Genomic DNA, 15,129 nt, shown 5'->3' with positions numbered 1-15,129 from the left:
CCGGCGGCAGGCGCCGTCAGGCATCCGCCGCCAGGATCCGGAGGGCCTGGCGGTGCAGATCGGCATTGGCCGCCGCGAGCACCCGGCCGTCGGAACGGGGGCCCAGGGGCCCGCCCCGCCAATCGGTGATGACGCCGCCGGCGCCCTCGATCACCGGCGCCAGCGCCAGATAGTCATAGGGCATCAGGCCGGCCTCGGCCACCAGATCGACCGTGCCGCTCGCCAGCAAGGCATAGGCATAGCAATCGCCGCCGAAACGCCGCAGGTGAACCGCCGAACTCAGGCGCTCGAACGCGCGGGCATCCTCGCCGGCGAACAGGTCCGGCGAGGTGGTCTGGAGGATGGCGTCCTGCAGCCTGGACCCCGTCCGCGTGCGGCAGCGTTCGCCGTTGAGCCAGCTGCCGCGCCCGCGCACCCCCACCCAGCGTTCCCCCGTGCATGGCACGTCGATGATGCCGAACACGGGACGCTGCTCGTGCAGCACGGCCAGCAGACAGCCCCACAGGGGATTGCCGGTAATGAAGCTGCGAGTGCCGTCGATCGGGTCGATCGACCACACGACCGGCGCCTCGCCATCCTGGATGCCGAATTCCTCGCCGAGCAGGCCGTGGTCGGGATAGCGGCGGCCGATTTCCGCGCGCAGGAATTCCTCGACCTGGCGGTCGGCCACGGTCACGGGACTGGCGTCGGCCTTGGTTTCGACCCGGGGCCGATGGCGGAACCACCGCAGGGCCATGGCGCGCGCCTGGCCCGCCAGGTCCTGGGCGAAATCGAGGACCTCGTCGGTCCAGGGCGGTACGGTCTGAGTCATCGGCATCGCGGGCTCCCGTGGCGGTTGACCGGCGGCGAAGGCCGGGTGAAAAAGTATTCTGATGACTCTTGCATGATTTTGCAAATTTCCACAAAATAACAACACGAGGCGCCCCGGCTCGTTGGCACGGCCGCAATACGCCACCCCTGCAGCCGCCGCGAATCTCCTTCCGATCCGGCACAGACCGGCTTACACCACGACAGCAGGAGACACACATGCGACATTCCACACAAAGGGCCCTCGCGGCGGCGATCGCGCTTGCCGGCGCCGGCCTCATCCACTCGGCCCAGGCCAAGCCACTGACCATCTACACCGCCCTGGAAGACGACGAGGTCACCGAATACATGGCGGCCGCCAAAACCGCCATGCCGGACGTCGAATTCCACGTGCTGCGCCTGTCCACCGGCGACATGGCGGCGCGGCTGCTGGCCGAAGCCAAGAACCCGCGCACCGACGTGATCTGGGGCTTCGCCGTCACCAACATGCTCGATCCCCGCATCCACGGCGCCCTGATGCAATACGAGCCGGCCGCCGCCAAGCAGCTGGCGCCCATCTACCGCGGCAAGGACGGCACCTGGTTCGCAGCCACCGGCTACATGGCGGCCTTCTGCGTCAACACCGAGCGCCTCAAGTCCAAGAACCTGCCCATGCCGGCGTCCTGGGAAGACCTGACCAAGCCGGTCTACAAGGACGAGCTCGTCATGCCCAATCCGGCCGCCTCGGGCACGGGCTGGCTGCAGATCGCCGCCATCCTGCAAGGGCTGGGCGATGAAAAGGGCTGGGACCTGCTCAAGCGCCTGAACATGAACATCGCCCAATACACCAGTTCCGGCTCCAAGCCCTGCAAGATGGCGCGCACCGGCGAATACACCATCGGCATTTCCTTCGCCTTCCCCGCCATGCAATCCATCGAGGCCGGCTTCCCGATCAAGATGGTGATCCCGTCCGACTGGGAAGGCTACGAGCTGGAAGCCTCGGGCATCCTGTCGAGCACCCGGAACCCGGACGACGCCAAGCGCTTCCTCGACTGGACGCTGTCGCCGGAGGCCGCCGCCCTGTACAAGAAATACAAGGAAATCGTCACCATCCCCGGCGTCGAGCCTTCCGAACAGCTGATCAAGGCCGGCCTGCCGCAGGATGTGGGCAAGGTCCTGTTCCCGATCGACTTCGAGAAGTCGGCCGCCGGCCGTGCGGAAACGCTCAAGACCTGGCAGCAGATGACCGCCCGCTGACCGCCCCGGGCCGCGCCGCCTGCGCGGCCGGCCCGCCGCACCCCGGAGCCCGCATGAGCCTGGAACTCTCCCATGTCCACAAGTCATTCGACGGTTTCCAGGCGCTCAAGGACATCAGCCTGAGCGTCGGACCGCACGATTTCGTCTGCCTGCTGGGCCCCAGCGGCTGCGGCAAGACGACCCTGCTGAGAATCATCGCCGGGCTCCTGCAGGCCGATGGCGGCGAGATCCTGTTCTCGGGACAGGACCTGGGGCAGATGCCGCCGCGCAGCCGCAACTTCGGCATCGTCTTCCAGTCCTATTCGTTGTTCCCGAACATGACCGTGCGCGAGAACATCGGCTACGGGCTGCGCATCCGGCGCGAGCCCCCCGCACGGATCGCGGCCCGCGTCGACGAGCTGCTCCAGCTGATCCGCATCCCCGACATGGCCGAGCGGTTTCCCTGGCAGCTTTCGGGCGGCCAGCAACAGCGCGTGGCCCTGGCCCGGGCCCTGGCCGTCAACCCGCGCCTGATCCTGCTGGACGAGCCGCTCTCAGCCCTGGACGCGCGGGTGCGCAACGAAATGCGCCACGAAATCCGCGAAGTCCAGCGCCGCCTGAAGATCCCCACCATCATGGTGACGCACGATCAGGAAGAAGCCCTGATGCTGGCCGACACCATCGTCTGCATGAACAACGGCGCCATCGAGCAGGTCGGATCCCCCTGGCAGCTCTATCACGAACCCGGCACCCGCTTCGTCGCGGACTTCATCGGCCTGAGCAACCTGCTGTCTGCCGACTGGACGCGCCGGCATGCGCCCGAGATGCTGGCCGCCCACCCGCCGCCGGCGGACGAGTCCCGATGGCTGTTGTGCGTGCGGCCGGAGCACATCCGCCTGGCGGCCGACGCCAATGGCCCGGCCACGGTCGGCGCGGTGACCTTCCTGGGAAACCTGTGCCGCATGACGCTGCGCTGGGGCGACATGGACCTGCGCGTCGAGCAGCACGCGGCGTCCGCATACCGCGAAGGCGACCGGGTCCGGCCAACCATCGATCCCGCGCACGGCTGCTGGGTCACGGCCTAGGAGACGCCATGCCTCATTCCTCCGCGGCGGTTCCGGCTTCCGGCTTGCGCCATCCGCGCCTGACGGGCACCCCCGAGCAGTGGCTGACCCGGGTCTGCGTCGCCATTCCGACCCTGGCGCTGATCCTTTTCTTCGGCTACCCCCTGCTGACGATCTTCTGGCAGAGCTTCGTCCTGTGGGACGGCACGCTGGGCCTGGACAACTACGCAGCCATTCCTTCCACGCCCGGGCTGGTGACGGCGGGCATCAACAGCCTGTCCATCAGCCTGAGCACGACCCTGGTCTGCATCCTGCTGGGTTTCCCCATCGCCTACGCGCTCGAGCGCAGCCGCATCTGGCTCAAGCCCTGGGTGCGCCTGAGCCTGCTGCTGCCCCTGCTGGCGCCCTCGCTGGTGCAGGGCCTGGGCCTGCTGTTCCTGCTGGGGCGCAATGGCCTGCTCTACCAGTGGACCGGCATCGAGCAGAACATCTACGGCTACTGGGGACTGCTGATCTCCGACGTGTTCTATGCCCTGCCGCAGGCCATCATGATCATCCAGGCGGCGCTGCGCAACGCCGATGCCCGCTACTACGACGCCGCGACCGTGATGGGCGCCACCCCGCGGCAGCAGTTCTTCGACATCACCCTGCCCAACTGCAAGTTCGGCCTGCTGAGCGCCGCCTTCGTGGTCTTCACCATCACGATCACCGACTTCGGCAACGCCGCCGTGATCGCCGGCGACTACCGTGTGCTGGCCACGGAAATCTTCAGCCAGGTATCCGGGCAGCAGAACTTCGGCATGGGCTCGGTCGTCGGCATCATCCTGCTGCTGCCCGCCCTGCTGTCGGTCTACATCGAGCGGGTGGCATCCCAGAAGCAGTTCGGCGGCAGTTCCGAGAACCGGATTCCGCTGGACCCCGCCGCGTCGCGCGGGCGCGACGTCCTGCTGGGCCTGGTCACCTACGCCACGGCGGCGGCCATCTGGGCGATCATCGCCGTGGTGGTGTTCGCCAGCTTCGTCAAGCTATGGCCCTATGACATGACCCTGACGCTGGCGAACTTCAAAGTGAACATCGCCAGCGGCTACCAGCCCATCTGGACCTCGCTGTACGTGTCCGTGGCGGCCGCCCTGATCGGCATCGTGCTGCTGTTCCTGCTGGCCTACGGCGTGCGCGGCCTGCAGGGCCGCCTGGCCCAGGCCATCTACCTGCTGTCGGTCCTGCCCGTGGGCGTGCCGGGGCTGGTGCTGGGCCTGTCGTACATCTTCACCTTCAACGACCCGCACTATCCCCTTCACTGGCTGTACGGCAGCGCGCTGCTGATCGCGCTGTGCAATTTCTACCACTACCATACGCAGGGCTTCCTGACGATGGCCACCGGCATGCGCATGGTGCCCCAGGCCCTGGAGGAAGCCGCCGCCTGCCTGGGCGGCAAGATGCACCACGTCATGGGAGACGCCATCCTGCCCGTGATCGCGCCGACCGTGCTGGCGGTCTTCTTCTTCCTGTTCATGCGCTCGATGGTGACCCTGTCGGCCGTGATCTTCCTGGTCACGCCCCAGCTCAACGTCGCCGCCGTCTCGGTCATGCACCTGAACGAAGCGGGCTTCGTATCCCAGGCCGCGGCCTTCTCCACCATCATCATCCTGGTCGTCTCGGCCGCGATGCTGATGATGCGCACGCTGGTTTATTATTTCCGCCCCAATCTTTCCTCCGGAACGAGCTGACATGTGGTCCGAAGCGCGCCACCAGAAAATCCGCATGCTGCTGCAGCGCCACGGCCGCATCACGACCGAGGATGCGATCGGCGAGCTGGGCGTTTCCCGGGAAACGGTGCGCCGCGACTTCCTGGCGCTGGAAGCGCTGGGCCTGCTGCAGCGCGTGCACGGGGGCGCCGTCTACCTGAGCGACGAGCCGCCCATCGACAAGCGCAACACCATCCACATCGCGGCCAAGCAGGCCATCGCGCGCGCCGCGGCCCAGCGGCTGCGTCCTCCCGTCACCCTGTTCATGGACGCGGGCAGCACCACCACCCTGCTGGCCCGCGAACTGGCGCGGCTGAGCGGCCTGACCCTGATCACGAACTCGCTGAGCGCGGCCGCCTGCTTCACCGAAAACCCCGGCAGCACCGACAACCAGATCATCATCCTGCCGGGCGTGCTGAACACCGCGCTGTCCTCGACCTCGGGCGCCTCGACCATCCTGCAGATCCAGACCTTCCATGCCGACATCGCCCTGCTGTCACCGGTGGCCGTCAATGCCCGCCAGGGCGCCGCGAGCTTCCTGCACGACGAAGCGCTGATCGCCCGCGCCATGTCGGAAGGCGCCGCCGAGACCTGGATCCTGGCCGACCACAGCAAGATCGGCGCATCCAGCCGCGAAACCTACTGCCCGCCCGAACGGATCGGCCGGTTGTTCTGCAACCATCAGGCGCGGCAGACGGAAGGCTTCGAGGCCCTGCGGAAAAAAGTCGGCGAAGTCGTGCTGGTCTCGTGAAATGAGGAAGCGGTGCCGCGACGCTAGCCCGCGGCGCCGTCGGCCACCAGCCGGTCCCGCCCGGACGCCTTGGCGCGGTACAGATTCTCGTCGGCGCGACGGAACAGCGACTGGGGCGTGTCGCCCGGCCTCCATTCGGCTGCGCCGGCGCTCAGGGTCAGCGGGATCGTCACGCCGTCTCCGAGATCGACGGGATGGCGCCGCACATGATCCAGCACGCTTCCGGCCAGGATGCGCGCATCTTCGAGCGAAGTGGCCGCCAGCAGCGCCACGAACTCCTCGCCGCCGAAACGCGCCAGCACGTCCGAACGGCGCCGCAGCAGGTTGACCAGGACCTCGGCGACCCAGCGCAGCGCGGCATCGCCGGCATCATGCCCATGGACATCGTTGACCCGCTTGAAATGGTCCAGGTCGAAGATGACCAGCACCCCGCGCGCGGCCGGCTCCCCGGACTTGGCGAACTGATCCAGCGCCTCGTCCAGGCCGCGCCGGTTGAGCAGGCCCGTCAGGGGATCGTGCAAGGTCAGATCGCGCAGCTGCCGGTTGGCCCGTTCCAGCGCCCCCATGGCGGCGCGCAGGTCTTCGGTGCGAGCCCGGACCTCGTGCTGCAGGGAACTGCGCGCCGTGGCCTCGATGCCCAGCGCCCGGTCCATCAGGTCGTGCAGCTGCATGACTTCGGCGTAGGTCAGCAGGAACATCTGGCTGCCCAGGGCGATCTGCATCCAGCGCTCCTGCGCCATGAACCCGGGAATATAGCCAAAGGCCGCCAGTCCGTAGGCCAGGTAACCGGCGAAGAACACCAGCCAGGACAGCACGTACCAGCGGGCGGCGCGCTCGCCCCGGCGCAGGTGGCGCAGGCCCAGGCCGAACATCGCCACCATGCAGGCCAGCGCATAGACCGTGTCGATCTTGATGATGAGCGCATAGGGCACGAACAGGCTGACCGCGAACAGCGCCACGCCTGCCCGGGCCAGCAGGCGGATCAAGCGTGACTGGCGTGGCCACCGGTCGGGATCGATGCCGAGGAAATGCCGCGTGAACCAGAGCAGGCTGAGAATGGCCAGGGTTTCGGTCAGGGGCACCGAGCGGTTGGCCAGCCAGGGCCAGCCGGGCCAGAGATACTGGAAGGACAGGCCGGACATGGACGCCAGGAACAGGCCGGCGCAGACGATGTAGGCCGCGTTGTAGAGGGGCTGGCGGATCCGCAGCCGCAGGTAGAGTGCGGCGTTGAACAGGGCCAGCAGGACGAGCGCGCCCAGGAACATGCCCTGGCTCAGGCCCTGATCCTGGGCCCAACCGATGGCCGAGCCGCCCGAGTGCAGGGACAGGGGCACGTTGATCGCGCCGCTGCTGCGGACCCGCAGGACGACCGCGAGCGACTGCAGCGGCCCGAATTCGAGCGGCAGCAGGAACAACCGATGGCGCACCGGCCGCGCGTCGAAGGGGCGCGAATCCCCCATGCGCTCCATGTCGAGCAGCACCGGTGCCGCCCCGGGACCGGTGTCCAGGTCGTAGACCCAGGCATCGACCTCGTCGAGCAACGGGTAGTCGAGCTGCAGGTACCAGACCCGCTGCGCACGCTCGAGGTTGCGCAAGGGCACATAGACCCAGTAGGCAGACTGGTTGTGCCGGAACACCAGCTCGCTTGCGTCCCGGCGATCCATCGGCAGCCGGCCGGCCAGGACGTCGTCCGGCCCGAGCGCCTGGGTTTCGTCCTGCAGGAAGCACAGGTGCGGCAGGGACGGCACGTCGGGCTGCCCGAAGGCAAGATCCAGGGTGGGGCAGGCATTGCCGGACACAGCCGCGAAGGCGCGCGATGCCCCCGGCAAGGACAGCAGCAGCATGCCGATCAACGCGGCAATGCACGCCTGCTGCCACCAGGCACGCACGCCCGGCGGCACCGCCTTGCTGCGCGCTCCCAGGGCTATCCGGCCGCACACCGACAGATCAGTCTCCTTGACACAGATGTGAAACGTATTATTGTTTTTTCGCATCCAAGGAATGACCAGCCCATGCCGGGCATTCCGACCAGATTATGGATCAAATCCCGCCGGCAGGGGATCGATCCAAGGAGAACATCATGGCCATTTGGCCCACCGCCCTGCTGCGCATCGACCCGATCGCACGCGACACCGTCGCGGTGCATTTCCGCAAGCCCGGGGACTTCCGGTTCCAGCCCGGCCAGACCATTGCGCTGACTCTGCCGTCGGACGCACCGGATGCGCCTGCCCTGCGGCATACCTTTTCGCTGGTCAGCGCCCCGCACGAGGACGAGTTGTGCATTGCCACCCGCATCCGCGCCACTGCATTCAAGCAGGCCCTGGCGCAACTGCAACCCGGCGCCGAATTGCGCTTCAGCGGACCCTACGGCAAGCTGACCCCGCCGGCCGACGAGAGCCGGCCGCTGGTCCTGGTGGCCGGGGGCATCGGCATCACGCCCTGCATCAGCATGCTGCGCGACGCCGCCCATCGGAATTCCGGCAGGCCCTTCCTGCTGCTGTATTCCAACCGCACCCGGGAACAGGCCGCCTTCCTGGACGAACTGCGCGCGCTGGCGCAACGGCATCCGCGCCTGCGCCTGATGGCCACCCTGACCGGCCCGGCCGATAGCGGCTGGGACGGGCTGCACGGCCGGATCGACGCGGCCATGCTGCGGCAGGCCCTGCAAGGGCTGGACGCCCCCCTGTGCCATGTGACCGGCACGCCCGCCATGGTCGAGGAAATCCGCCTGCGCCTGGCCGAGGCCGGCGTTCCCGATGAAGACATCCTCGACGAATCCTTCCATGGCTACTGACACCATGGCGCTCATGCCGCCGTCCTCGCCCGGCGCGCGGCCATGGTAGTCTAAATAGTCTCTCCGCACGCACGCCGCCAGGCAACGACCGTATCCAATCCGCCAGGAATCCGATGATGCACACGACCGCCGCGCCACAGCCTTCCTCTCCCGAACCCGGTACCGCGCCCGGCGCCCTGTTCACGCGCACGCCCAACCTTGCAGAGCCGGACACGAACCGCCTGCGCGCCTCCATGCGGCGCTATTTCCTGGACACGTTCGACCGCTACGAGTCCCTGTTCCAGTGCCTGGCCAGCGACGAAGCCTATTTCATCAAGCCGATCTCCCTGCGCCACCCGCTGATCTTCTACTTCGGCCACACCGCGACCTTCTTCGTCAACAAGCTGATGCTCACGCGCCTGATCGACCAGCGCCTGGACCACCGGCTGGAATCGATCTTCGCCGTCGGGGTGGACGAAATGAGCTGGGACGACCTGGACGACGCCCACTACGACTGGCCCTCCGTGGCCGAAGTCCGCGCCTACCGCGGCCGCGTGCGCGCCCTGGTCCTGGACCTGATCGACCATGCGCCGCTGCAATCGCCGATCAACTGGCAGAATCCCTGGTGGGCCATCATCATGGGCGTCGAGCACGAGCGCATCCACCTGGAAACGTCCTCCGTCCTGATCCGCCAGCACGCGCTGAAATACGTGCGTTCGGTGCCCGAATGGGCACCCGTTGTTTCCCGCACCGGCACGGATGCGCCCGAAAACGGCCTGGTGCGCGTGCCTGCCGGCACGGTGCGCGTGGGCAAGGCCTTCGACGACCCGCAATACGGCTGGGACAACGAATACGGCACCCACACTGCCGAGATCGAATCCTTCGAAGCCGGACGCTACCTGGTCAGCAACCGGGAATTCCTGGATTTCGTCGAGGCGGGCGGCTACCGCAACCACCGCGACTGGACCGACGAGGGCCGCCAGTGGCTGGCCTACAGCCAGGCGGAACACCCCACCTTCTGGGTCAAGAAGACCCAGGGCTGGTTCCTGCGCCTCATGACCGAGGAAATCCCCATGCCCTGGTCCTGGCCGGTCGAGGTCAACTACCTGGAAGCCAAGGCCTTCTGCAACTGGAAAGCGGCCGAGACCGGCCAGCCCGTGCGCCTGCCCACCGAAGACGAGTGGTACCGGCTGTACGACGCCGCCGGCCTGCGCGATCCCGACGGCCAGCCCTGTGCCGCCAATCTGCACCTGGACCACGGCGCCTCGTCGTGCCCGGTGGACACCTGGCGCCATGGCGACTGGTACGACGTGGTGGGCAATGTCTGGCAATGGACCGAAACGCCCACCTATCCGTTCGACGGCTTCGACGTCCACCCGATCTACGACGATTTCACCACGCCGACCTTCGACGGGCGCCACAACCTGATCAAGGGGGGCTCCTGGATTTCCTGCGGCAACGAGGCCGTGCGCGCCTCACGGTATGCCTTCCGGCGCCACTTCTTCCAGCATGCGGGCTTCCGCTACGTCGTGTCCCACGCGCCCGCCGAGGCGCCGGCCGCCTATTACGAAACCGACAAGCTGATGTCCGAATACGCCGAATTCCACTACGGCGATTCGTATTTCGGCGTGCCCAATTTCCCGCAGACGCTGGCGCAGCGGGCCATCGCGGCCCTGGGCGATCGCCCGCGCCGCCGCGCCCTGGACCTGGGTTGCGCATCGGGGCGGGCCACCTTCGAGCTGGCCCGGGTCTTCGAGCACGTCACGGGGGTGGATTTCTCGGCCCGCTTCATCAACCAGGGCGTGCAGCTGATCCAGAGCGGCCAGCTGCGCTACACCCTGGCCGACGAAGGCGAGCTGGTGTCCTACAAGAGCCGGACGCTGGCCGAACTGGGCCTGCTCGACACGATCGACCGGGTGGAATTCTTCCAGGGCGATGCCTGCAACCTGAAGCCGCAACTCACGGACTATGACCTGGTCCTGGCCGCCAACCTGATCGACCGCCTGTACGACCCGGCGCGCTTCCTGGACCAGATCCACGAGCGCATCGTCCCGGGCGGCTTGCTGGTGATCGCCTCGCCCTATACCTGGCTTGAAGAGCACACGCCGCGCGCGGCATGGCTGGGCGGATTCAAGAAGGACGCGGAAAACTACACCACGCTGGATGGCCTGAAGGACCGCCTGGCGCCGCATTTCCGCCTGCTGGACGGCCCTGCCGACGTGCCGTTCGTCATCCGGGAAACGCGGCGCAAGTTCCAGCACACGCTGTCCGAACTGACAATCTGGGAACGCCTCGGCGACTAGGCCCGGGCGGCGACCCGTCCCGGGCGCGCGCATCCGCTGCAACGGCGGGGGCCGCGCCCGGAAGCGTCCCGTTCCGGCGGCGCGGCTGCGGCGGGATCAGATTTCTTCGTACAGACCGATGCCCCACCAGCGCAAGGTGCCCGCCAGATGGGCGCGCACCGCCCGCATGGCGTCTTCCTCGTGCCCCGCCAGCACGGCATCGATGATCCGCAGATGCTCGTCCATGGCGGGAATGATGCGCTCGGGCAGCAGCCGGCGCGACTGCTGCAGCACGGTGATGCAGTCGTAGTTGCTGGCGTAGACCCTGGCCGCCAGCGGATTGACCAACGCCGAGGACAGGGCCAGGTGCAGCTTCCAGTCGACCGCCATGGCCCACTGCTGGAGTTCCGGCGTGATGCCTTCGGATGCCTGGTCCCGGACGGCGGCGTGCTCTTCGCGCAGGGCCTGCATCGGCGCTTCTCCCAGCCGGGCGGCCAGTATCCGGGCGCCTTCCTGATCAAGCATGCAACGCAGGTGGAAACAGGACTGGATCGTGTCCGGCGTCGGCTCGATGACCAGCACCCCGCGCTTGGGCAGGATCCGCACCAGGCCTGTGGACTCGGCGTGTTTCACCGCCTCGCGCACGGGCGCCAGCGGAAGGCCGGTCTTTTCCACCAGTTCCGCGATCGAAACCAGTTGCCCGGCCCGGACTTCGCCCCGCAGCAGCAGATCCCGCAAAGCCATGAAAGCCTGGTCGGCCAACAGCATTTCGCCTGGGTACTTCTTGCTCATGACAGGGTTATTCCTATGTTTTTTCTCGTCATATGCGATTTATTATACGCAAAATATCATCTTGCATATAACGAAACATGTCAGATGAAATCTCAAAGGAATCCCTTCGGAACGAAACCGACTACAGGGACCGATGATCCACCGTCTGGAGACAAGGGAATGGAAAACGCAACACGCGGCCTGTACAACGAGGACCTGGCGCCCGCCCGGGAGCGCACCTGGGGTGCCTTCAGCATCTTCAATGTCTGGACATCCGATGTCCACAGCCTCTGGGGATACTACCTGGCGGCCAGCCTGTTCCTGCTGTGCGGCAGCTTCACCAACTTCCTGATCGCGATCGGCCTGAGCTCGCTGGTGATCTTCGCGATCATGAACCTGATCGGCTACGCGGGCGTGAAGACGGGCGTGCCCTATCCCGTCCTGGCGCGGGCCTCGTTCGGCGTCTGGGGCGCCAACCTGCCCGCCCTGGTGCGCGCGGTGGTGGCCTGCTTCTGGTACGGTGCACAGACAGCCGCGGCCTCGTGGGCCATCGTCGCACTGCTGACCCGCAACGAGGCGCTGCTGGAATTCCACCAGACCTCGCACATGCTGGGCCACTCGACGCTGGACGTCATCTGCTTCGTGGTCGTCTGGGCGCTGCAGCTTCTGATCATCCAGAACGGCATGGAGACCGTGCGCAAATTCCAGGACTGGGCCGGCCCGGCCGTCTGGATCGCCATGCTGGTGCTGGCCATCGGCCTGGTGGTCAAGGCCGGCGGGTTTTCCCTGGACCATGGCATCGCGCCCGATCTGCTGCTGGAAAAGACCCGCGATGCCGGGGTGTCGGGCGAACCCGGCTCCGTCTCGGCACTGATGGCGGTCGGCGCCACCTGGATCACTTATTTCGCCGCGCTGTACCTGAACTTCTGCGACTTTTCCCGCTATGCGCCCAGCAAGGCCGTGGTGCGCAAGGGCAATCTCTGGGGCCTGCCCGTCAACCTGATCCTGTTCTCGCTGGTCGCCGGCGTGACCACGATCGCCGCCTACCAGGTCTATGGCGAAGTCCTCCTGCACCCCGAGCAGATCTCCGCCAAGTTCGACAGCTGGTTCCTTGCGCTGCTGGCCGCCCTGACCTTCGCCGTGGCCACCCTGGGCATCAATGTCGTCGCCAACTTCGTGTCGCCGGCCTTCGACATTTCCAATGCCTTCCCGCACAAGATCAGCTTCAAGGGCGGCGGCTACATCACGGCGGTGATCGCCCTGTGCCTGTACCCCTTCGCGCCCTGGGAGGGCAACGCTGCCGTCTTCGTGAACGCCATCGGCGCCATCATGGGGCCGCTGCTGGGCATCATCCTGGTGGACTACTACCTGATCGCCAAGGGCCAGATCCAGGTCGCCGATCTGTACCGCGAGGACGGCGCCTACCAGTACCACAGGGGCTGGAACCTTGCCGCGCTGATCGCCACGATCATCGGCGGCCTGTTCTGCAGCATCCTGCCGCACCTGACCGACTGGTTCCCGCCCTGGTGGGGCACGTACGGCTGGTTCTTCGGCGTGGCCATCGGCGCGGGGCTGTACTACCCGCTGTCCCGGATGCCCGTCATGCGCCACCCGCACGCGCACGGTTGAACATTCGAGCGGCCCGTACGGGCCGCTCTTCCCGCCGGCTACGGCGGTCAGTCCAGCGCGATCTGCGCCTTCAGCCAGAAGACCCGGCCCGGTTCGTTGATCCGGGTGTTCAGGAACGACGCACTGCCGGGAATGTCAGCGCCCGACTTCGACAGGTGTTCGGCGTAGGTCTTGTTCAGGACGTTGTCCACGCCGGCGGTCAGCAGCACGGTCTTGCTGGGCCGCCAGCCGGCATTGAACGACAGCACGCCGAAGCCGCCGGTGGGGCCGAGATCCTTGCCGGCAATGCCGCCCATGCCCTTGTCGTAGCGATCCTGCGCAGCCACCAGGCGCCACAGCATGCCCGCGGAATAAGGCCCCTGGGCATAGTTCAGCCCGAGGCGAACTTCCAGGGGCGGCTGCTGGGCCAGCGCCGTGTCGTCCGTGCGATTCCGGCCATGCACGTACGACAGGCTGGCCACCCCCTGCCAGGCCGGATGGAACTGCCACGAGGCATCCAGTTCGCCGCCCACGACTTCCGCGTCGACGTTGCGGGTCTGGCTGCGATTCCAGTCGATGAGGATGTAGTCGTCGACCCGGCTGTAGAAGGCCGAGGCCGACAGCGCGAAGGGCCCGCTGCGCCAGTTCGTGCCGATATCCAGCTGGTTGAGCTTTTCCGGCCTGGTGGACAGGAAGGCGCTGTTGGAGCCGTCCGGGCTGCCCTTCATCAGCTCCCAGTAATCGGGGAACCGCTCGGAATGGCCCACGCCGGCATACCAGGTGCTGTTGTCGCCATAGTCCCGCTCATAGCGCAGGAAGCCGCTGGTCAGGGTACGGTCGTTGTCGCGCCCCGCAGTGGCCGACTTGCCGGGAGCCCGCTTGTCGCGCGCCTCGACCCAGTCCACACGCAGCCCGCCGACCACGCGATCCGCCCCGGTCAGGAACCAGGTGCTTTCGCCGAAGACGCCATGCTGCTCGAAGCGCATGTCCTCGACCCGGGGTGCCGCCAGGAAGGCGGCGTCGGCGGCATCGGCCGATGCCTGCATGCCGCTGCCCCGGCCGCGGTGCACGTCCTGCTTCGCATCGGCGCCGACGACCAGTTCCCACGACTCGGCCGGCCGCAGCGTAGCGCTCAGCCGGCCGCCCGTGGTGCGGCGATCGGGATTGCCGGCCATATACGGGTTCATCTTGCCCGACGGCACGTCGCGCAGGGTGTAGTTGTCCATCACGTGGTCCACGTAGTTGTAGTAGACCTGCCCCTCGATGGCGTCCACCAGGCCGCCCATGCGCTTGCGCTCGAACATCAGCGAGACGTTCTCGCGCCTGAACTTCGAGCCGTCCATGCTGCGGTCGGCATAGGCCGCGCGGCCGTCGCTGAGCGCGGCGGACAGTTCGATGCGCGTCTTGTCGTCCGGCGTCAGGCCGACGGCGGCATGGCTGCTCCAGCGCAGGTATTCGGAATGCACGCGGTTGCCGTCGCCATCCCGGTAGTCGCCGGCCTGGGCACGGGTGCCGCCGGCGCGCACATACGCCTGCGGATTGCCGACCAGCACATCGGCCATCTGGTCGTTGCGCCCGAAGCTGCCCAGCGTCAGGCTGCCGTCGGCTTTCCAGCCGAAGGTCTCCATGCGCTTCACATCGCGCTCGAACAGCACCACGCCGGCCGACTGGCCCGCACCGTACCGCACGCTCTGCGGTCCCTTGAGGACGGTGACGCGGTCGTAGGATTCGGGATAGACGTAGGCGGTGGGCGGGTCCATGCGCCCGCCGCAACCGCCATAGATCTCCTGGCCGTCCAGGAGAATGCCCAGGCGCGACCCCGAAAAGCCGCGCAACACCGGATCGCCGTCCGTGCCGCCCTTGCGGATCACGGAAAACCCGGGAATGCTCTTGAGGAAATCCGCGCCGTCATGGGCAGGCACGGGCTGGCGCGGCGCCTTGGGATCGGTACGGACCACCAGGGGCTCATCGGCGGCAGGCGCCGTGACGACCACGGGGGACAGCGCCCGCACGGGCTGGGACAGCGCGGCCTGCGGCAGGCCGAGCGCCACCAGGGCAGCCGGAATCCCGGCAACCCAAATCGTTTCCTTCTTCATCAAAGTCTCGATCGTGA

At 67.2% G+C, this 15,129-nt stretch carries 11 protein-coding genes; 7 read left to right on the top strand and 4 right to left on the bottom strand.

Features of this window, described 5'->3' with window-relative positions:
• Nucleotides 1–16 precede the first annotated feature (16 nt).
• The gene (gene hisN, locus ABD022_RS01335) at nucleotides 17–817 is read right to left on the bottom strand and encodes a histidinol-phosphatase (protein ID WP_325127207.1); all 801 of its coding nucleotides are present in this window, start codon (nucleotides 815–817) and stop codon (nucleotides 17–19) included.
• A 209-nt stretch (nucleotides 818–1,026) separates the two neighbouring features.
• Between hisN and ABD022_RS01330 the strand changes: the two genes are divergently transcribed.
• The 4 genes from ABD022_RS01330 to ABD022_RS01315 are packed head-to-tail and all read left to right on the top strand — an operon-like array spanning nucleotide 1,027 to nucleotide 5,582.
• Nucleotides 1,027–2,043, top strand: a complete 1,017-nt coding sequence (locus ABD022_RS01330) for an ABC transporter substrate-binding protein (RefSeq protein ID WP_325127205.1) — start codon at nucleotides 1,027–1,029, stop codon at nucleotides 2,041–2,043.
• A 53-nt stretch (nucleotides 2,044–2,096) separates the two neighbouring features.
• Nucleotides 2,097–3,107, top strand: coding sequence for an ABC transporter ATP-binding protein (locus tag ABD022_RS01325; RefSeq protein WP_325127203.1), 1,011 nt, complete (start codon nucleotides 2,097–2,099; stop codon nucleotides 3,105–3,107).
• A gap of 8 nt (nucleotides 3,108–3,115) precedes the next feature.
• Nucleotides 3,116–4,813: an ABC transporter permease subunit gene (locus tag ABD022_RS01320; RefSeq protein WP_343819668.1), complete on the top strand. Its 1,698-nt coding sequence runs from the start codon at nucleotides 3,116–3,118 to the stop codon at nucleotides 4,811–4,813.
• A 1-nt stretch (nucleotide 4,814) separates the two neighbouring features.
• Nucleotides 4,815–5,582 carry a DeoR/GlpR family DNA-binding transcription regulator gene (locus ABD022_RS01315; RefSeq protein WP_325127198.1) on the top strand — a complete coding sequence of 256 codons (768 nt, stop codon included), beginning with the start codon at nucleotides 4,815–4,817 and terminating at the stop codon, nucleotides 5,580–5,582.
• A gap of 23 nt (nucleotides 5,583–5,605) precedes the next feature.
• Here the strand turns inward: ABD022_RS01315 and ABD022_RS01310 are convergent, their stop codons facing one another.
• The gene (locus tag ABD022_RS01310; RefSeq protein WP_343819666.1) at nucleotides 5,606–7,576 is read right to left on the bottom strand and encodes a sensor domain-containing diguanylate cyclase; all 1,971 of its coding nucleotides are present in this window, start codon (nucleotides 7,574–7,576) and stop codon (nucleotides 5,606–5,608) included.
• Nucleotides 7,577–7,662: 86 nt separating this feature from the next.
• On the opposite strand from ABD022_RS01310, the gene ABD022_RS01305 reads away from it, so the two are divergent.
• Both ABD022_RS01305 and ovoA read left to right on the top strand, forming a co-directional pair.
• Complete coding sequence (locus ABD022_RS01305; RefSeq protein WP_343819664.1) at nucleotides 7,663–8,376, top strand: ferredoxin--NADP reductase; 714 nt, start codon at nucleotides 7,663–7,665, stop codon at nucleotides 8,374–8,376.
• A 113-nt stretch (nucleotides 8,377–8,489) separates the two neighbouring features.
• Nucleotides 8,490–10,658: a 5-histidylcysteine sulfoxide synthase gene (gene ovoA / locus ABD022_RS01300; protein ID WP_325127192.1), complete on the top strand. Its 2,169-nt coding sequence runs from the start codon at nucleotides 8,490–8,492 to the stop codon at nucleotides 10,656–10,658.
• A gap of 96 nt (nucleotides 10,659–10,754) precedes the next feature.
• Here the strand turns inward: ovoA and ABD022_RS01295 are convergent, their stop codons facing one another.
• On the bottom strand, nucleotides 10,755–11,429 hold the full coding sequence (locus ABD022_RS01295) for a GntR family transcriptional regulator (RefSeq protein ID WP_343819661.1): 675 nt from the start codon (nucleotides 11,427–11,429) through the stop codon (nucleotides 10,755–10,757).
• A gap of 159 nt (nucleotides 11,430–11,588) precedes the next feature.
• Between ABD022_RS01295 and ABD022_RS01290 the strand changes: the two genes are divergently transcribed.
• Nucleotides 11,589–13,037, top strand: coding sequence for an NCS1 family nucleobase:cation symporter-1 (locus ABD022_RS01290; protein ID WP_325127187.1), 1,449 nt, complete (start codon nucleotides 11,589–11,591; stop codon nucleotides 13,035–13,037).
• Nucleotides 13,038–13,084: 47 nt separating this feature from the next.
• On the opposite strand, the gene ABD022_RS01285 is transcribed toward ABD022_RS01290, so the two are convergent.
• Nucleotides 13,085–15,112, bottom strand: a complete 2,028-nt coding sequence (locus ABD022_RS01285; RefSeq protein WP_343819660.1) for a TonB-dependent copper receptor — start codon at nucleotides 15,110–15,112, stop codon at nucleotides 13,085–13,087.
• Between the last annotated feature and the right edge of the window lie 17 nt (nucleotides 15,113–15,129).

The organism is Castellaniella daejeonensis (genome assembly GCF_039523555.1).
Classification (GTDB): Bacteria; Pseudomonadota; Gammaproteobacteria; order Burkholderiales; family Burkholderiaceae_B; genus Castellaniella; species Castellaniella daejeonensis.
This window is presented reverse-complemented; position numbering and strand designations above follow the sequence as displayed.